This window comes from Enterobacter soli ATCC BAA-2102 (assembly GCF_001654845.1).
Taxonomy (GTDB): domain Bacteria; phylum Pseudomonadota; class Gammaproteobacteria; order Enterobacterales; family Enterobacteriaceae; genus Enterobacter; species Enterobacter soli.
Map to the genome: position 1 here is coordinate 24,776 of NZ_LXES01000042.1, position 17,219 is coordinate 41,994.

General features: G+C 51.3%; 19 protein-coding genes. 12 read left to right on the plus strand and 7 right to left on the minus strand.

Features of this window, described 5'->3' with window-relative positions; all coding sequences use genetic code 11:
* Positions 1-6: 6 nt before the first annotated feature.
* The 4 genes from M987_RS15780 (at position 7) to M987_RS15795 (ending at position 2,725) form a co-directional block, all read left to right on the plus strand.
* Complete coding sequence (locus M987_RS15780) at positions 7-714, plus strand: AzlC family ABC transporter permease (protein ID WP_014070100.1); 708 nt, start codon at positions 7-9, stop codon at positions 712-714.
* Positions 711-1,019: an AzlD family protein gene (locus M987_RS15785; protein ID WP_014070101.1), complete on the plus strand. Its 309-nt coding sequence runs from the start codon at positions 711-713 to the stop codon at positions 1,017-1,019. The genes M987_RS15780 and M987_RS15785 overlap by 4 nt, the downstream gene beginning before the upstream one ends.
* A gap of 126 nt (positions 1,020-1,145) precedes the next feature.
* Positions 1,146-2,096 carry a bifunctional helix-turn-helix transcriptional regulator/GNAT family N-acetyltransferase gene (locus M987_RS15790; protein ID WP_014070102.1) on the plus strand — a complete coding sequence of 317 codons (951 nt, stop codon included), beginning with the start codon at positions 1,146-1,148 and terminating at the stop codon, positions 2,094-2,096.
* Positions 2,097-2,140: 44 nt separating this feature from the next.
* The gene (locus M987_RS15795; protein ID WP_041162227.1) at positions 2,141-2,725 is read left to right on the plus strand and encodes a dihydrofolate reductase family protein; all 585 of its coding nucleotides are present in this window, start codon (positions 2,141-2,143) and stop codon (positions 2,723-2,725) included.
* A gap of 92 nt (positions 2,726-2,817) precedes the next feature.
* On the opposite strand, the gene M987_RS15800 is transcribed toward M987_RS15795, so the two are convergent.
* Together M987_RS15800 and M987_RS15805 are read right to left on the minus strand one after the other, a co-directional pair.
* Positions 2,818-3,135 carry a YebG family protein gene (locus M987_RS15800; RefSeq protein WP_014070104.1) on the minus strand — a complete coding sequence of 106 codons (318 nt, stop codon included), beginning with the start codon at positions 3,133-3,135 and terminating at the stop codon, positions 2,818-2,820.
* Between the two features lie 71 nt (positions 3,136-3,206).
* Entirely contained in the window at positions 3,207-4,193 is a 987-nt protein-coding gene (locus M987_RS15805) for a nitrilase family protein (RefSeq protein ID WP_014070105.1), read from the minus strand.
* Between the two features lie 100 nt (positions 4,194-4,293).
* Here M987_RS15805 and M987_RS15810 point away from each other — a divergent pair, with 100 nt between their 5' ends.
* Positions 4,294-5,169 carry a LysR family transcriptional regulator gene (locus M987_RS15810; RefSeq protein WP_014070106.1) on the plus strand — a complete coding sequence of 292 codons (876 nt, stop codon included), beginning with the start codon at positions 4,294-4,296 and terminating at the stop codon, positions 5,167-5,169.
* Between the two features lie 34 nt (positions 5,170-5,203).
* Here M987_RS15810 and M987_RS15815 read toward each other — a convergent pair whose 3' ends face one another.
* Entirely contained in the window at positions 5,204-5,557 is a 354-nt protein-coding gene (locus M987_RS15815) for a helix-turn-helix domain-containing protein (RefSeq protein WP_014070107.1), read from the minus strand.
* Positions 5,558-5,893: 336 nt separating this feature from the next.
* On the opposite strand from M987_RS15815, the gene oqxA reads away from it, so the two are divergent.
* Both oqxA and oqxB read left to right on the plus strand, forming a co-directional pair.
* Positions 5,894-7,069 (plus strand): multidrug efflux RND transporter periplasmic adaptor subunit OqxA, encoded by a 1,176-nt coding sequence (gene oqxA, locus M987_RS15820; RefSeq protein ID WP_014070108.1) that lies wholly within the window; start codon positions 5,894-5,896, stop codon positions 7,067-7,069.
* A gap of 23 nt (positions 7,070-7,092) precedes the next feature.
* The gene (gene oqxB, locus M987_RS15825; protein ID WP_014070109.1) at positions 7,093-10,245 is read left to right on the plus strand and encodes a multidrug efflux RND transporter permease subunit OqxB; all 3,153 of its coding nucleotides are present in this window, start codon (positions 7,093-7,095) and stop codon (positions 10,243-10,245) included.
* A 67-nt stretch (positions 10,246-10,312) separates the two neighbouring features.
* Here oqxB and oqxR read toward each other — a convergent pair whose 3' ends face one another.
* Positions 10,313-10,792, minus strand: coding sequence for an efflux pump transcriptional repressor OqxR (gene oqxR, locus M987_RS15830; RefSeq protein WP_014070110.1), 480 nt, complete (start codon positions 10,790-10,792; stop codon positions 10,313-10,315).
* Positions 10,793-10,987: 195 nt separating this feature from the next.
* Positions 10,988-11,647 (minus strand): DUF1345 domain-containing protein, encoded by a 660-nt coding sequence (locus tag M987_RS15835; protein ID WP_014070111.1) that lies wholly within the window; start codon positions 11,645-11,647, stop codon positions 10,988-10,990.
* A gap of 278 nt (positions 11,648-11,925) precedes the next feature.
* Between M987_RS15835 and M987_RS15840 the strand changes: the two genes are divergently transcribed.
* Positions 11,926-12,726 carry a Cof-type HAD-IIB family hydrolase gene (locus M987_RS15840; RefSeq protein ID WP_014070112.1) on the plus strand — a complete coding sequence of 267 codons (801 nt, stop codon included), beginning with the start codon at positions 11,926-11,928 and terminating at the stop codon, positions 12,724-12,726.
* 52 nt (positions 12,727-12,778) lie between these two features.
* Here M987_RS15840 and M987_RS15845 read toward each other — a convergent pair whose 3' ends face one another.
* A complete protein-coding gene (locus M987_RS15845) occupies positions 12,779-13,543 on the minus strand; it encodes a DeoR/GlpR family DNA-binding transcription regulator (RefSeq protein WP_014070113.1) in 765 nt (254 codons plus the stop codon).
* Positions 13,544-13,875: 332 nt separating this feature from the next.
* Between M987_RS15845 and M987_RS25295 the strand changes: the two genes are divergently transcribed.
* The 4 genes from M987_RS25295 to M987_RS15860 all read left to right on the plus strand — a co-directional run bounded on the left by M987_RS25295 (position 13,876) and on the right by M987_RS15860 (position 16,606).
* A complete protein-coding gene (locus tag M987_RS25295; protein WP_425359149.1) occupies positions 13,876-14,046 on the plus strand; it encodes a DapH/DapD/GlmU-related protein in 171 nt (56 codons plus the stop codon).
* A 5-nt stretch (positions 14,047-14,051) separates the two neighbouring features.
* Positions 14,052-14,576 carry a phosphoribosyltransferase gene (locus M987_RS15850; protein ID WP_014070115.1) on the plus strand — a complete coding sequence of 175 codons (525 nt, stop codon included), beginning with the start codon at positions 14,052-14,054 and terminating at the stop codon, positions 14,574-14,576.
* A 445-nt stretch (positions 14,577-15,021) separates the two neighbouring features.
* A complete protein-coding gene (locus tag M987_RS15855) occupies positions 15,022-15,906 on the plus strand; it encodes a hypothetical protein (protein ID WP_014070116.1) in 885 nt (294 codons plus the stop codon).
* Positions 15,907-16,093: 187 nt separating this feature from the next.
* Positions 16,094-16,606, plus strand: coding sequence for a lysozyme inhibitor LprI family protein (locus M987_RS15860; protein WP_014070117.1), 513 nt, complete (start codon positions 16,094-16,096; stop codon positions 16,604-16,606).
* Positions 16,607-16,746: 140 nt separating this feature from the next.
* Here M987_RS15860 and M987_RS15865 read toward each other — a convergent pair whose 3' ends face one another.
* Positions 16,747-17,046: a hypothetical protein gene (locus M987_RS15865; RefSeq protein ID WP_245551569.1), complete on the minus strand. Its 300-nt coding sequence runs from the start codon at positions 17,044-17,046 to the stop codon at positions 16,747-16,749.
* Positions 17,047-17,219: the final 173 nt, after the last annotated feature.

Genomic DNA, 17,219 nt, shown 5'->3' on the forward strand with positions numbered 1-17,219 from the left:
TCACCGATGACGTATCACGAGCCCGAATTATCTCAACTTAGTCATTCACTGGTATGGGCGGGTTTTCGGCAACTTATCCCGGTTTCTCTGTTTGTCGCTATTTTTGGTGCTGCCTTTGGCCTGGCCGCATCACAGAAAGGGATGGACCAGATGTCGGCGACAATGATGAGTGTGCTGGTTTTTGCCGGTTATGCGCAGTTTGCCGCGTTAGAACTTTGGACGTCTCACGTGCCCGTCGTCACGCTCATCGCCACCGTTTTTGCCATTAATGCCCGACATTTGTTAATGGGGGCCACCTTATACCCGTGGTTGCGATCGTTAACCCCTGCGAAACGCTACGGGATCATGATGGTCGTATCCGATGCTAACTGGGCTATGTCCATTCAGGCATTCAGCCGGGGAAGAGCGGGGCTGGGATTACTTTTTGGCGGCGGTCTCGCGTTATGGCTTTTTTGGGGAGTCGGTACCATTGCAGGACTTTATCTCGGGAGTGCTATACAGGATCCCAAAAGCTTTGGTCTGGATATGGTCATGGGGTGTTTTCTCCTTTCTATGGTGTTCGAAGGGGAAAGAAACCTGAGGATGTTTATTATCTGGGCCGTAGCGGCCGGTGCTTCGCTGCTAGCGTTTAAATGGTTACCAGAAAATAGTCATGTGATCGCCGGAGCCCTCGCCGGAGGTATTACTGGAATTATCATGAGAGAGAAAAAATGAGTATTGAGACGGTAGGTGCGGGACCACTGATAATTATTTTAGTGATGGCGCTGGTGACACTCGCTACCCGGTGGGGCGGCGTCTGGATTATGTCTTTTGTTCCTTTTAATCACCGCATAAAAGCCTTTATTCAGGGTATGTCAGGCTCGGTTCTTGTGGCGATATTAGCCCCCGTTGCCCTCACAGGCGACAAAGGCGCTCAGTTGGCATTATTGACCACGGCAGTCGTGATGTTAGTTTTTAAAAGACCTTTGATTGCTATCTCCGCCGGGATTGTCGTTTCAGCCATGGTCAGATCGTTTTAACCGTTTGCCAAAAAGGGCGGCGGGCTAACACCAAAAATCAACCTGGCACGAAGCAGACATGAAGTGATTGACACGTTCTCTGCAATAATGGTTGTATAGTACAACTATTATTGCAGGGCAATACAGATGATTTCTGAACTAAAGAACATACAAACGATACGTGCGGCATCGCGCTTAATGGTGCGAGAGCTGGGGTTTATGAACCAAAATCTGGCGACAACGGACTATCCCCCCTCAGCCGTTCACTCCATGCTGGAAGTTGACGCGCATGGGTCAATGACTGCCGCGCAATTGGTTCAGATTCTGGGGCTAGAGAAATCCAGCGTCAGCCGGATGCTTGCTAAACTTGTCAAAGCCGGAGAACTCGAAGAAACCCCATCCGCCGAAGATGCGAGGACGAAGCTGCTAAGCCTCACAGGGAAGGGCAGAGAGACCGTGCGGAACATTAATACTTATGCTGACGAACGGGTCGCAGCAGCACTCGGGAAACTGGATCCCTTTACCCAGGACACCGTATCACAAGGCCTTTCTTCTTATGCCAGCGCGCTGAAAGCCAGCCGCGAAAACGGCGAAGGCAAAGTGCGAAACAGCGTCAACATAGTCACGGGATATCATCCCGGTATGATTGGCCGAATTACTGAAATGCATGGCAGCTATTACGCCCGAGAGCATCACTTCGGTTCATTTTTTGAAAGGAAGGTTGCCGCAGGTCTTGTTGATTTTTCTGACCGCCTGGATAAGCCCTGTAATCAGATCTGGCTGGCAATGGTGAACGATCGCGTCGTTGGCTCCGTTGCGATTGACGGGGAAGACCTGGGAAATAATGAGGCACATCTGCGTTGGTTTATCCTTGACGATGGATGTCGCGGCAGCGGGGTGGGCAGAAAACTCATTGCCGAGGCGATGAAATTTTGTGATGAGCAAAAGTTCTCGTCAGTCCAGTTATGGACGTTTAATAAGCTTAAGGCGGCAAGGCGGTTGTACGAATCATTTGGATTTGAATTGTCCAAAGAATGGGAAGGCGATCAGTGGGGGAGTACCATTACTGAGCAACAGTTCACCCGAAAAGCCCGTTAAACAGCCCTCACCGGTCAGGTATCAAGATGGCCCTGGAGAAAATCATGAGAAAACTCGTATCGTTTGTTCATGTGTCGCTGGATGGTTTTGTCGCTTCTACCGCCGAGGGCCCGGCGGGCCTGGACTGGATAAGCATCAGCCCTGATTTGTTTGAATACGTGGAGCAGCGAATTCAGCAGACCGACACCGCTTTGTATGGCCGCAACACCTACCAGATGATGGAATCGTACTGGCCAACGGCTGCCGATAAGCCTGACGCCAGCCCGCATGACCATGCGCATTCGCGTTGGTATAAATCAGCCAGCAAAGTGGTGTTGTCGAAAACGCTGTTGCAAAAAGATCACCCTAATACGCAAATCATCAGTGGCAATTTAAGCGACGAAATCAGCAAGCTTAAGCATAACGCGGGCAGCGAAATCTTAATATTTGGCAGTCCCTCAGCGACTCACTCGCTGATGGCGGAAAACCTTATCGATGAGTACTGGCTGTTCGTCAATCCGGTGCTGCTGGGGCACGGTATTCCCTTGTTCAAAAACGTAAAAGACAGAACCTCACTCATGCTGGTGAAGAGTAACGTGTTCCCGTCGGGCGTAGTGTGCTTGCAATACGAAGTGAAACGAAATCAATAATGCAGGGTTCTAACGCTGCCGTCTCTCCCAACAAAAAGGCCGTAAGCAGCTATCTGCTTACGGCCCAGGGCAGGGGATGGTTTTTCTGACAATCAGGCCGCTTTTACGGCTTTGATTTTTTTCGAGTCAGCCGCATCGGATTCTGTTTTATCCGCTGCAACTGGAGCATTAAGCTCGGGAAGTTTGCTGGTACGCAGGATATGCTGCACGGTCTCTTTCTGCTCGGCGAGATACAGGCCAAGATTTTCAGCCTGCGTTTCATCCATCTGCATTCCGCTTTGCAGCAGCCAGTCGGTGAACGCGTCTGCCATATCGAGCAGTTTGTCGTAAGCGTCAGCCTCTTTCTTACTGGCAAATGTCATTTTCTCTTCACCTTTTCTTACGACAACGAATTTTGTTTCAACAGCCATTATGCGCACCTCACACTGTAATTATAAACAGTATAACAATCCCAGGGTTATGTTGCAGCTAAAAAATCCATTCACTCCCGGCGAGCAGGGATCACATTCGAAAACCGCGCACTGATCGCATCACGTTCATAGCCCTGCGGCTGTGTCAGTATCTGGTATAAATCAGGGCGACGACCATGGATCCAGCGGCGTCCGGTGCTCATTGCGAGCAGGCTTAAATCCAGTTCAGCGCTCACCATAGCATCTTCCGCTGCCCAGGTTTCAACAATGATCCTTCCATAAGGGTCGAGGATCATGGCATTCCCTGTGCGCACTTCGTCATCATCTGCACCGACACCGTTGCTGAAAAGAAGAAATAATCCGTTGTCATGGGCACGGGCAGGCAGCCAGCGCATGAGCCATTCCCGACCGCTTGCCCCTTTGAATGCAGCTGTAATTTCATCCTTGCGCGTTTCCCGTTCTTCCCAGAGTGCCAGCGGAATACGCTTCATCGCGTGAGGGCTGCGGGAATCGGTACCGCCTGTTTGATGCGGCGCGAGAAGAATATCTGCCCCCAGCAGCGCCGTTGCGCGCACATTTTCGACCAGATTATTGTCCCAGCAAATCAGGATACCGACTTTCACTCCCCAGGGGGTATCAAAAACGGTAAAGCTGTCCCCGCTGCTGATGGCCGGATGTTCAAAAGCATGGAGTTTACGATGCGTATGCATTGAGCCGTCCGGCATACAGGCAACATAGGCATTATAAAGGCGGCCATCGTCGGCCCTTTCAATAAGACCGGCGCCAATCAGCATTTGATGTTTTATCGCCAGAGCGCGAATTAACGTCAGGGAAGGGCTATCAGCAATCGACTCTGCCAGAGCAGACACCTCAGTTGCGGTGAGTTTGGGTACGTGCCAATACCCGGTGATACACATTTCAGGGAACGTGAGGATTTTCACCTGCTCAAGCGCCGCCTGTTCAATAAATTTCTCCATGATCAGCAGGTTGTGTTTTTTGTTATTGGCCTGGTGCTGAAACTGCACGGTTGCCGCCTTTAAGGATTGAGATTCGTTCATGATGTGTCTCCAGTTGTCATCGAAACTGAATTACATAACGATAACCAATAACTGTATAATCAAATGATTTCTGATTTCGATAACCATCTGGAATGTAAAATTGAACATCCGTTTGCTCAAAGCCTTTTTGATACTGGCTGAAAAAGGAAATTATGCCGATGCGGCGCGGGCGTTGTTTATCTCGCAACCGGCACTGACCAAACAGATTAATCTCCTCGAATCCCAGGTGAATATGTCTCTTTTTTCACGTGGTCGTCACGGCGCAATACTGACGGCCTCTGGCAGGCGTTTGCTGCCAGAGGCTGAAAAAGTGGTCAGGCAAACCCAGTCATTCATGCAACATGCTGAGTGGGTATCAAAAGGAATGGAGGGGCATATCGCCGTTGGGTTCGGTCTCTCAAGCTTTTATCTGGCACCACGCTGTATTGCTGACTTTCGCCGCGACTATCCTGGCGTAGAGATGTCATTGACGGATCTTCCCTCATTCCAGCAGTACGAGCTTTTGCAAAATGATGAGCTTCAGGTCGGTTTTGTCAGGGTTCCAGCCCCTGTGGCGCTTGAATACCTGCCGTTATTTACCGATCGGCTGGTTCTGGTGGCGCCCGCAACGTCTGCGAAAATGTCTGCTGCACAGTGGCTAGCAAAACGTCCCTTGTTACGCCTTTATGATGAGCGAGGACGGGGTTTAAATACGCAGATCGACCGTTATCTGCACGACAACGATCTTTTCATCTCATCAACTCAACTGACTGACGATATCCAGACTATCGTCGCGATGGTGATTGCGGGTATCGGTGTTGCCATTCTGCCCACCAGCGTTACACATATCGCGCCGCCGGAACTGGTGATTATCCCGTTAACGGGGGAGTCGATAAGCTGGAAGGTGGGCATCGCGTGGGACACAAGCAAGGAGGATGTCATCCGTGACAATTTTATTGCCAGCATACGAAAGAGCATTTCCGTCGATTGCGGGTGATGATTCCTGAGTAAGTTACCCGGCACACCCTGGATTACTGGCGTAGTTGCTGCGCTTGTGGGCCACCTAAACTGCGCCGCCATGCCCCAGGTGCCTGACCATACTGACGCTTAAAGCTGCGGTTGAAGGACTGTTGGGAGTCAAAGCCCAGTGCGATCGCCACGTTCAGAATGGGTTCATCGCTGCGGGTTAAGCGCTCAACCGATTTTTGCAGCTTTTGCGCGCGAATATACCCCGCGAGGGGATAGCCTGTATGTTCCTTGAACAGGCGCTGGAGGTGCCATTTCGAGTAGCCGGATCGCCTGGCGACGGACTCAATATCAAGACGGCTATCCAGGTTGTTGTCGATCCAGTCAAGTAAATCATGCATAAATGCGCCAGTGTTCATCTGGTTACCCCAAGCAGTATATCTAAAAGTATCTTTGTTTGTTGCATTTAAAGGTGGCGTGTTTTTACGTTAATTGCAAGTTTTATTGTTGCATTTAAATCCAAGCCCGAAATGGGTCTTTTCACATCGATACAAATAGCACATAAAGTGCAACAATTATTCTTGCACTTAATTAAGCGCCTTCCTACAATCGCCGCGAATAGTGTATTCGCAACTGTTACAGTTTTGTGGCGATGAACGGCACAAATGGCCTTAAGCCAGCTACCGGACAAAGGAAGTGGCGCGGCGTCTCCCGCAGCGTCTTGCCCGGCGGCTACCAATACCGGAATAAAAATAATGAGCCTGCAAAAAACCTGGGGTAACGTTTATCCGAGCGCGCTGGGAGCGATGTTGCTCTCCCTGCTGCTCGTCGGATGTGATAACAGCGTCGCGCAAAACGCCGCGCCACCTGCGCCCACTGTCAGTGCCGCTGACGTGGTCGTGAAATCTATTAGCCAGTGGGATAGTTTTAACGGCCGGATTGAAGCGGTGGAAAGCGTTCAGCTGCGTCCACGCGTTTCCGGTTATATCGATAAAGTGAATTATGCCGACGGCCAGGAAGTGAAAAAGGGCGAGGTGCTGTTCACCATTGATGACCGAACCTATCGTGCGGCGCTGGAACAGGCACAGGCGAACCTGGCGAGAGCCAAAACCCAGGCCAGCCTGGCGCAAAGTGAGGCAAACCGTACCGATAAACTGGTCAATACCAACGTGGTTTCCCGTGAAGAGTGGGAGCAGCGTCGTTCGGCCGCCACTCAGGCGCAGGCCGATATTCGCGCCGCACAGGCAGCGGTTGATGCCGCACAGCTCAACCTGGATTTCACCAAAGTCACCGCACCTATCGACGGCCGTGCCAGCCGTGCGCTGATCACCAGCGGCAACCTGGTCACTGCGGGCGACACTGCCAGCGTGCTCACCACGCTGGTCTCGCAGAAAACGGTTTACGTTTACTTTGACGTGGATGAGTCGACCTACCTTCACTATCAAAATCTGGCCCGCAGCGGGCAAGGGGCGTCCAGTAATCACATGGCGCTTCCCGTTGAGATTGGCCTGACGGGCGAAGAGGGTTATCCCCATCAGGGCAAAGTGGACTTCCTTGATAATCAGCTCACGCCAAGTACCGGCACGATCCGTATGCGCGCGCTGCTGGATAACGCGCAGCGGCAGTTCACGCCGGGTCTGTTTGCCCGCGTACGCCTGCCGGGCAGTGCGGAATTCAAAGCCACGCTTATCGACGACAAAGCCGTGCTGACCGATCAGGATCGTAAATACGTGTATATCGTGGATAAAGAGGGGAAGGCGCAGCGTCGCGACATTACGCCAGGGCGTCTGGCCGACGGTTTACGCATCGTGCGGCTGGGGCTAAATCCTGGCGATAAAGTCATCGTCGAGGGATTGCAAAAAGTGTTTATGCCGGGGATGCCGGTTAACGCGAAAACCGTTGCCATGACCGCCAACGCCGCCCTTAACTGATCCCTTACCTGAGAATCCAACCCATGGACTTTTCCCGTTTTTTCATCGACAGGCCGATTTTTGCCGCCGTACTGTCGATTCTGATTTTTATCACAGGGTTGATCGCCATCCCGCTGTTGCCGGTGAGCGAATATCCTGACGTCGTGCCGCCAAGCGTGCAGGTACGCGCGGAGTACCCGGGCGCCAACCCGAAAGTGATTGCCGAGACCGTGGCGACGCCACTGGAAGAGGCGATCAACGGCGTTGAAAACATGATGTACATGAAATCCGTTGCGGGCTCTGACGGCGTGCTGGTGACCACCGTAACCTTCCGTCCAGGAACCGACCCGGATCAGGCGCAGGTTCAGGTGCAAAACCGGGTCGCGCAGGCTGAAGCGCGCCTGCCGGAGGATGTGCGACGTCTGGGCATTACCACCCAGAAACAGTCGCCGACGCTGACGCTGGTGGTGCATCTGTTTTCGCCCAACGGGAAATACGACTCCCTGTATATGCGCAACTACGCCACGCTGAAAGTGAAGGATGAGCTGGCGCGTCTGCCCGGTGTCGGTCAGATCCAGATTTTCGGCTCGGGTGAATACGCGATGCGCATCTGGCTGGATCCCAACAAGGTGGCGTCACGCGGGTTGACCGCTTCGGATGTGGTCACGGCGATGCAAGAGCAGAACGTGCAGGTTTCTGCCGGGCAGCTTGGTGCTGAGCCACTGCCGAAAGAGAGCGATTTCCTGATTTCTATTAACGCCCAGGGCCGCCTGCATACCGAAGAGGAGTTCGGCAATATTGTGCTGAAAACGGCGCAGGACGGATCGGTTGTCCGCCTGCGTGACGTGGCACGTATCGAAATGGGCTCCGGCAGCTATGCGCTGCGTTCCCAGCTGAACAATAAAGACGCGGTCGGGATTGGTATCTTCCAGTCTCCGGGGGCGAACGCCATCGATTTGTCTAACGCGGTGCGCGCTAAAATGGATGAACTGTCCACGCGCTTCCCGGCAGACATGAAGTGGGCCGCACCTTACGATCCGACGGTGTTTGTGCGCGACTCCATCCGTGCGGTCGTGCAAACGCTACTGGAAGCGGTGGTGCTGGTCGTGCTGGTGGTGATTCTGTTCCTGCAAACCTGGCGCGCGTCGATCATTCCGCTGATCGCGGTGCCGGTATCCGTGGTGGGGACTTTCAGTATTCTCTACCTGCTGGGCTTTTCACTGAATACCCTGAGCCTGTTCGGGCTGGTTCTCGCCATTGGTATCGTGGTGGATGACGCCATCGTGGTGGTGGAGAACGTCGAGCGAAATATCGAAGAGGGTCTTGCACCGCTTGCGGCGGCGCATCAGGCGATGCGAGAAGTGTCCGGGCCGATCATCGCGATTGCGTTGGTGCTGTGCGCGGTGTTTGTGCCGATGGCGTTTCTCTCCGGCGTTACCGGTCAATTCTACAAGCAGTTTGCGGTGACGATTGCGATTTCAACGGTGATTTCCGCCATTAACTCGCTGACGCTCTCTCCGGCGCTGGCGGCACTGCTGTTAAAACCACACGGCGCGCCGAAAGATTTTCCGACCCGGCTTATCGATCGTCTGTTCGGCTGGATCTTCCGTCCGTTTAACCGCTTTTTCCATCGCAGCTCGAACGGCTATCAGGGGCTGGTGGGGAAAACGCTCGGGCGACGCGGCGCGGTGTTTGCCGTGTATCTGCTGCTGCTTTGCGCGGCAGGCGTGATGTTTAAAGCGGTACCCGGCGGGTTTATTCCGACGCAGGATAAGCTGTACCTGATTGGCGGCGTGAAAATGCCGGAAGGTTCATCTCTGGCGCGCACCGATGCGGTGATCCGCAAAATGAGCGAAATCGGGATGAATACTGAAGGCGTGGACTATGCGGTCGCGTTTCCGGGGCTGAATGCGTTGCAGTTCACCAACACGCCGAACACCGGGACAGTCTTCTTTGGCCTGAAACCGTTCGATCAGCGTAAACATACTGCGGCGGAAATTAACGCTGAGATCAACGCCAAAATTGCGCAAATTCAGGAGGGCTTTGGCTTCTCCATCCTGCCGCCGCCGATTTTAGGGCTGGGTCAGGGGTCGGGTTATTCCCTGTACATTCAGGATCGCGCGGGCCTGGGCTATGGTGCGCTGCAAAACGCGGTGAACACCATGTCCGGTGCGATTATGCAGACGCCGGGGATGCATTTCCCGATCTCAACCTATCAGGCTAACGTTCCGCAGCTGGACGTACAGGTTGACCGTGATAAGGCGAAAGCGCAGGGCGTATCGCTGACCGATCTCTTCGGTACGCTGCAAACTTATCTGGGTTCGTCGTACGTGAATGATTTCAACCAGTTCGGGCGTACCTGGCGCGTGATGGCCCAGGCCGACGGGCCGTTCCGCGACAGCGTGGAAGATATTGCGAATTTACGCACCCGTAATAACCAGGGCGAAATGGTGCCGATTGGCAGCATGGTGAAAATCACGACCACCTACGGGCCGGATCCGGTTATCCGCTACAATGGCTACCCGGCAGCGGATCTGATTGGCGATGCCGACCCGCGCGTGCTCTCGTCCGCTCAGGCGATGACGCAGCTGGATGCGATGTCTAAACAAATCCTGCCAAACGGGATGAATATTGAATGGACGGACCTGAGCTTCCAGCAGGCCACGCAGGGTAATACGGCGCTGATCGTCTTCCCGGTTGCGGTGCTGCTGGCGTTCCTGGTGCTGGCGGCGCTGTATGAAAGCTGGACGCTGCCGCTGGCGGTGATCCTGATCGTTCCGATGACCATGCTGTCCGCGCTGTTTGGCGTCTGGCTGACTGGTGGCGATAACAACGTGTTCGTGCAGGTGGGGCTGGTGGTGCTGATGGGGCTGGCGTGTAAAAACGCGATCCTTATCGTGGAGTTTGCCCGCGAGCTGGAAATTCAGGGAAAAGGCATTATGGAAGCCGCGCTGGAGGCCTGCCGCCTGCGTTTACGTCCGATTGTGATGACCTCCATCGCCTTTATTGCCGGGACCATTCCACTGATCCTTGGCCACGGCGCGGGGGCAGAAGTGCGCGGCGTTACCGGGATCACCGTATTCTCCGGGATGCTGGGCGTGACGTTGTTTGGTCTGTTCCTGACGCCGGTGTTCTACGTGACGCTGCGTAAATTCGTGACGCGCGGCAAAGTGGCAAGAGAAGTTCTGCCTGCGTAGGAACGTCGCAGATAATAAAAAACCGCCTTCACAATGAAGGCGGTTTTTTTTCGTAACAAGGAAAGCGTTAAGAGGATTTTTGATACTGAGCCATAAGCTCGGGGAGCGGATCACATCCGCTGCTGTCGGCGTTTTTGACCGCTTCCAGGGCGCTTGCCACAGTATGGCGGGCTAATACCTCTAACGACGCCTGCTCAGCTTCTTCAGAAATCGATTTAAAGTACCAGCAGGCGTTAGCGCTGACCACACAGCGGGGCGGTACATCAGGGCGCGACGCCCACAGCTTTTTATCTTCGATAACGGAAAGGTAGATGTCGCGCAGGGTGATCTCTTCCGGCGGGCGACCAAGATGAATTGAGCCGTTACGGCCAAGCGTTGAGACGATAATGCCGTCACGCGTGAGCGGAACCATCAATTTGCGGATGAAGCTCGGATTCGCTTCCAGGCCGTAGGCCAGAATTGCACTCGTCGAACGTTCACCCAATTGCTCCGCCATCGCTACGCTGAGAACCATCTGCAAAGCTGTCGGGAAGCGGTAATCTAACATTTTTCTGTCCTGGGTTGCGGTGAATCTTGTTCTTTTTGGCACCGCAGAGGTGAATAAGCAATAAACAACAATATAACAAATACGGTAATTATTTTGAAGCAATCTGCGGCATTCGTGATCGAGCATCATATTCTTTTCACGCGAACGCGCGATGCGAGGAGTTTACCGTCACCATGAGCCACCTTCTGCGGAAGTTCAGCTCAGAAGCCCGGCGCCGACGTTCACCGACAGACCAAGGATCGCCAGATTGAATACAAAAGAAATCACGGACTGGAGCAACGTAATTTGTCGCATGTCGGTGGTACCGGTCGCCACATCGGCGGTTTGTGACGCCACAGCGATGGTGAAGGAAAAATAGAGGAAATCCCAGTAACCGGGTTCTTCCGGTTTTTCCGGAAAGATCATCGGCGTGACGTTTTTACTTCGGTGTAAGTAATGGTGGTGAGCGTAATGCATGGCAAATGAAGTGGGCAATAAGGCCCAGGAAACCGCCAGCGTGGTGCCGGTCAACAGCAGATGCAGCACGCGCGGTGTTCCGGTGAGGTGCTTTAGTGAGGTCAGCTCAATCAGGATCGCCAGGATACTGACCAGGCAGCCGAGAATCATCATGCCCAGCACCAGCCCCGCGCTCTCATCCTGCATTCTGGCAATATGCGGAATATCCTTCACATCAGTGCGTAACATACGAAACCACAGAAAGAACAAATATAGCCACGCCAGCACATTCCAGCCTATCAGCAACCGTTGCAGATATCCCTGCTCGGGGGGAAGGGCTAAAAAGCAGATGACTCCGGCCAAAATAGCAACCAGCAAACGCATGCGCCCGTGAAAATACGTTCTGAAAGAAAAGAGCATGATGTGAGTGTATTAGCGAAGGGACGATAGATTAACTATAGACACCCGTTGACGATTTGAACGTCCCGCGGTGGCACAAATCCGCTTCCAGGCACAGCACGGCCGGCTTTGAGCGAGAAGCGGCCATTATCTCTTGCTTACTCATCAATAAAATGAACACAAGTAAACATAACTCTGCATGATCTATCATGCAGTGATACTTTGATTTACGTAACGTTTAAGCGCTCAGATTTATGTGTTCAAAACGACTATTGATGACCAGGCAGTCAGGAGGAAGCATGATAAAACTGATTATTACGGATCTTGATGGCACATTTTTAAACAGCCATGGGGACTATGACCGTGATTTATTTGCCAAAACGTGGGCGAATATGTTGTCCAACGGGGTGCATTTTGCTGCATGTACCGGCAAGCAATGCGAGCGGGTGGAAGAGCTTTTCGGGGAATTAAGTAAAGACATCTGGATAGTGGGCGATAGCGCTACACGCATCAAACATAAGGGTAATTTTGCCTTTCAGTCACTGATAGATAATGCGACAGGCAAGGCAATCATTAACACGCTAGAGGAAGTGAGCTCCACGCATGTCATTATTGCCTGTACTCCGGAAGGCGCGATTGTTCGCTCTGATGTTCCCCAGCATCTAAAGGATAAAGTCAGACGCTCCTATGCCCGCATGCTAGAGACCGTGGACTTTAACAGGGTCGACAGTGATTTTGTCAAAATCACTGTTTTTGATGAGGAAGGAAATTGCCCGCAAACTCGCCCGCACTTGAGTCCGTTTGAGGATGATGTGTACATCGTAGTGTCTGAAGCCTCATGGATCGATATTGCCGGTTATGGCGTGCACAAGGGAAGCACCGTACAAAAACTTCAGGAAATCCTGAATGTCAGTCCGGCAGAAACAATGGCCTTTGGTGACGGCTACAACGATCTGGAGCTTCTGGCCCAGGCAGAATATAGCTTTGCCATGCGAAACGCTTTTGAAGAGGTAAAGCACGCGGCGCGTTTTGTCACCGGAACCAACGATGACAGTGCGGTAATGGAAACCATCAACCGCCTGCTTGCACTACAATCCTGACGGGAATGAAAGGGAAGGCTTAACACATGCCTTCCCGAAGATTGGGTGCATATCAGCCTGCAATTTCCAGCCGTATATTTGTATGCGCAAGAGAGCTTGTATCCGTTTGGCTGCTTGCCACGACGACATCAAGATCCTCACATGAAGCGACTTTATACCGGGCGACCTGAGGCATTTTATCCGCAATGACAGCGGCGATAACCTCATTGCTCTGGCGCATCACTTCTTTTTTGAAGCAGGCATCCTCATAGTAAACAGCCGTCAGCCCTGCCTGAAGGTCTAATCCGCAGACGCCGATAAACATCTGATCAAACAACATCTCCCTGACGTGATTAAGCGGCTCTGACCCCAGAATGCTTCCGGTCTGTGAATTGAGTTTTCCGCCCAGCATAATAACTTCCCCCTGCTTGCGTCCGCTCAGGGCCGCTGCTATTTGTGGGGAATTTGTCACGATAGTGAGATCGTAATCCTCAGGAATGAAGCTGACCATAGCAAGATACGTCGACCCCCCATCTATAAAGATACAGGTTCCGGGTCTGATCAGTTCCGCACAACGCCTTGCCACCCCTGACTTTTCCTCAATGCTGTGCATAACCCGCGTTTCAAAGCTTGCGGATTGTTTGAACTGGCTGACAGCCCCCCCGTAGACCTTTTTACACATCCCCTTGCGGACCATCGCCTGCAAATCTCTGCGTATCGTGTGTTCAGACACGCCCAGCTGGCGGGCAATATCAGCGCCAATCACCCGACCGGTCTGCTGCAGAATCTGGTAAATCACTTCCTGCCTCTGTTCAGGCAGGGCGTCATAATCAATCATTCTATACTCTCAAAATAAACGTAAAATTGCATAAGTGTACACAATGAAGCATAGTGGGTCTGTGAATATCATACACGTGTGATGTACCGGGCAGGTATCTTTTGACCATGTTGATCGGGAGAGCGGGAAAAATGTGTGCGCCAGTATGTATGAAAAGACTTGAGCAATACGCTGTGAACCTGGAAAAACTCAGTTCCGCGTGGTTTGAGACTCATAAACATAACGCATTATCAGCAATGCTTGTTCTCTATTTCAAAGAGGCACGAAGCGATTGAGCTGATATTTTCACGAAGCATCGCCCGCCGATGATACGTTGAATTCAGAGGAAACCAATCGGCGACCGCGTCTGGGTTGGAGGTGAATCGGTCATTCTTCCGGGAGTGAAGATCGGCAATGATGTTGTTATTGCCGCAGGGAGCGTTGTGACCCGTGATATTCCGGACAGGGCTATAGCCGGTGGGGGCCCGCCAGAGTGTCAAAATAGATTCAGTAAAGGAGAGTGACTAAAATGAATCATTCGTATGCAGGAAAAATCATACTCAACGAATCCGCAATCGCGGAAGGTGTCAATCTTGTTGCCGACAGGCTTAATTCTGACTTCAGTGATGCGGTGATTATTACCGTTACACCAGGAGGGATATTCCTCACCGCTGACTTAACCAGAAAGCTGAAATTTGATGTTGAAATGGATTATATTTCTTGCCCGCACACACCTGGAGAGCGCAATAACGCGTCAGAGATTGTCTTCCATAATAACATCGGCATTGAAGGACGAAATGTGATTGTTATCGATGACGCGATCGAATCCGGGGGGACAATGAAACGGCTTGTTGAACACCTTAACGAAAAATATAACCCACAGTCAGTCTCGGTTGCCGTGCTTTTCGTAAAACCCGGCCGCATATCCATTCCTGCGCGCTGTTATTACGCTTATGAAATGGAGAATGATGATCTGCTGATAGGCTACGGCATGCCCTGGCAGAACAAGTTCCGTAATTTGTCTTGTGTATCTCAGTTGATCAAAGATAACTGAGCAATTTTCTGGTCAAAACTAGCAACGTCCGCTCATGGCACGGAGCGGACGAGCTAACTAAGCAGTAGATCCGCTTCGATCGAGAAGCGAACATAATTATTGCCGCTTATAGGGCACTCAAATACCAATCTTGGGTGTGGTGATTCCGTGAGCCGTAGGATACATTCAGGATTGTTTCGGCAAAGCGCAGTGGCCCGCCGAACACCCAATATATAATGGTGAGCGCCTTAAACGGCGTGGTCGGCTCAAGCCGGACTGGAATCGCGCATTGTTTCATCAGGTGTGGGAAAAAGAACCGATTATTTGATTTAAAGGCACAGTTTATTTCGCCACTCCATACCGATGAGACGATGCCGGAGTTCAACCGAGCCCAAGAAATAAACCTTTCCCAGGCAAGTTAAATAGTACATTCAGATAATTGATCGGTTCCTGAGGACAACAAATAATGCCATTCAATAATAAAAACCTGTTTATTACTCTCTTATCCCTCTGCACTTTCCAGACTTATGCAGCACAATGCACAGCGGAAACCTTCGCTAAAAACAAACTGAACAACTTCATCCTCCTGAGCCAGCAGACAAGAACAGAAATCCCCAAATCGGTTGAAATGACTATTGATAGCCCTGATGGTTATCTCCGCGCATCGGCTCAAAGCCACTTTACGCAATGCGGTGAGCTCATTGGCAGCAGTATAAAAGAGGTCAAAATCTCAACAGGCCCGACAAAAAATGTTTTCACGGCTACCAATGAAGTCCAGCTGAACAGAACGGAATTTGGCTGGCGCATTCAGATGGATGCAAACGGAGTCATAACCGATAACGACAGTCAGAAGACCACACAACTCTATCGGCAGACTCTGGAAGGACTGTACCAGCTAAACAATAAGGGATTCATCAGCCACGCGGCTAATCGTTCGATTATCGCGGCCACAAAAGCAGGAGATAAAGACAAAACCACTGTGGGCGCAATAGACTACGTTTTCAATTCATCAGGGTTGCTGGCAAGGGCGGTAAACAAAGGAAGTATGGCGATAAACAACTATACGATTGTATACAGCTATGATGGTAATGATCGCCTGATCAAAACCCAGTCTCCCTCAACCATAGAAGAGTATGCTTATGATAACGAGGGCCGTGACCTGTCCTTGAGCAAGACCCAGACGTATTTCACTATCGAAAAGAACCTGACCACGTGTGAGGAGTGGAATTTGCATGGAGAATGCACACGCGCCAATATGGATATTATGATCGTCCCCGTCGATCGGACGGGTAAACAATATGCGGACAAACATAAAGCCGTCATGACGACGAAATACGAATACTGGAACTGACCATCTCACCCGCCATATTGGGGGGCCAAATAGTACGGGAACCGAAACTGGATACTTTATCTCATCCGGTTTCTGAGCTGAACCGCTCCGGAACAGTCTGACACGGAGCGGACAAGCTAGCAGGATGAACTTTATGTTCGAGATGTGTTACTGTCGATTTATCAATAATCTTTAATAACTTCCCAATATGTCACCACTACACTATCGTCTGATACCGCTAGCTATTTTATTAGGATACGGTTTATACGCTTATGCCGAGGTTCCGCTGCCGAGTAGTGTGCTGAAGGATAATGCTGAAACTTTTGAGATAGCTTGCCCTAATAATCCCCGGCAGACCACTATTGATATGAATGATTGTATGGGCACAAAACGTGATGCAGTTAAGTCTGTCGAAGCGAAGTATGTAAGCGCATCACGTCAGCGTATTTTGGCAACACAGGATGAGCAGACCCTTAATGCCTTTGAGGCAGAAAATAAGGCATGGGATATTCTGATTGATGCGGCATCACATGCTACTGGTGTAGAGTGGCAAGGAGGCACCATTCGGGGAGTTAAAGCTGCTGAACGTGAAATAACTCTGATTGAATTAAGGATTCATAATCAGTGGCAGAACTGGCTGCGCTATGAAGACTCGACGCCGCCAATACTACCGGAGCCACTATTCCAGGACGTAGAGTGTGGGACGAAAAACTGTGCATGATACGCTAATGTACTGTGGGTGCTTCCCGACGCTTTTTCACGCTGACCCATACCCTAATTATTAACACTGATTGTTGTTAGTAACTTCCGCTTCTGGCTCAAAACTGATGGGGCATGAGCACGCCCGGAGTGAGGAGCGTATTAATTTGGGCATAACCCGCTGGGCGCTTTTAACGGCCCGCACTGTTCGAAACCATAAACCTGATAGCCTTTACTTTTCATGCAGGAGATAACTCTGTCTTTTCTGTCCATCATTTCTTCAATAGTCTGATTTTTATAAACAGTATTTAACCCCCAATTTTTGTCGTCGAGATTTTCACGTCGATCAACGCCGCAACTATAAAGCGCCTCTTTCCGTTCATGACTATTGGTTTGTCCTGTCGAATCCACTTTTTGAAAGACCTGTATCCAGGGGACCGAGGTATGGTTTGTTGAATCCATATCCGCCACCACGCAACTTGTTAAATTCAGTATCCCTGTCAATACAACAATCATTCGACAAAGCATGGTTATCCTTAACTTGAGTTGAGAAAGACTGGTTTTGTGAAACTAAAATGTTCACTGCGAAAGATCAACACCGTTTTAAGCGTGCGCTGTTTAGCTGCCGGGTAACA

Excerpts from the sequence above, each read along its gene's own strand:
- M987_RS15780 (WP_014070100.1), top strand. The coding sequence starts at position 7 with ATGACGTATCACGAGCCCGAATTATCTCAACTTAGTCATTCACTGGTA.
- M987_RS15785 (WP_014070101.1), top strand. The coding sequence starts at position 711 with ATGAGTATTGAGACGGTAGGTGCGGGACCACTGATAATTATTTTAGTG.
- M987_RS15790 (WP_014070102.1), top strand. The coding sequence starts at position 1,146 with ATGATTTCTGAACTAAAGAACATACAAACGATACGTGCGGCATCGCGC.
- M987_RS15795 (WP_041162227.1), top strand. The coding sequence starts at position 2,141 with ATGAGAAAACTCGTATCGTTTGTTCATGTGTCGCTGGATGGTTTTGTC.
- M987_RS15800 (WP_014070104.1), bottom strand. The coding sequence starts at position 3,135 with ATGGCTGTTGAAACAAAATTCGTTGTCGTAAGAAAAGGTGAAGAGAAA.
- M987_RS15805 (WP_014070105.1), bottom strand. The coding sequence starts at position 4,193 with ATGAACGAATCTCAATCCTTAAAGGCGGCAACCGTGCAGTTTCAGCAC.
- M987_RS15815 (WP_014070107.1), bottom strand. The coding sequence starts at position 5,557 with ATGAACACTGGCGCATTTATGCATGATTTACTTGACTGGATCGACAAC.
- oqxA (WP_014070108.1), top strand. The coding sequence starts at position 5,894 with ATGAGCCTGCAAAAAACCTGGGGTAACGTTTATCCGAGCGCGCTGGGA.
- oqxB (WP_014070109.1), top strand. The coding sequence starts at position 7,093 with ATGGACTTTTCCCGTTTTTTCATCGACAGGCCGATTTTTGCCGCCGTA.
- oqxR (WP_014070110.1), bottom strand. The coding sequence starts at position 10,792 with ATGTTAGATTACCGCTTCCCGACAGCTTTGCAGATGGTTCTCAGCGTA.
- M987_RS15835 (WP_014070111.1), bottom strand. The coding sequence starts at position 11,647 with ATGCTCTTTTCTTTCAGAACGTATTTTCACGGGCGCATGCGTTTGCTG.
- M987_RS15840 (WP_014070112.1), top strand. The coding sequence starts at position 11,926 with ATGATAAAACTGATTATTACGGATCTTGATGGCACATTTTTAAACAGC.
- M987_RS15845 (WP_014070113.1), bottom strand. The coding sequence starts at position 13,543 with ATGATTGATTATGACGCCCTGCCTGAACAGAGGCAGGAAGTGATTTAC.
- M987_RS15850 (WP_014070115.1), top strand. The coding sequence starts at position 14,052 with ATGAATCATTCGTATGCAGGAAAAATCATACTCAACGAATCCGCAATC.
- M987_RS15855 (WP_014070116.1), top strand. The coding sequence starts at position 15,022 with ATGCCATTCAATAATAAAAACCTGTTTATTACTCTCTTATCCCTCTGC.
- M987_RS15860 (WP_014070117.1), top strand. The coding sequence starts at position 16,094 with ATGTCACCACTACACTATCGTCTGATACCGCTAGCTATTTTATTAGGA.
- M987_RS15865 (WP_245551569.1), bottom strand. The coding sequence starts at position 17,046 with ATGGATTCAACAAACCATACCTCGGTCCCCTGGATACAGGTCTTTCAA.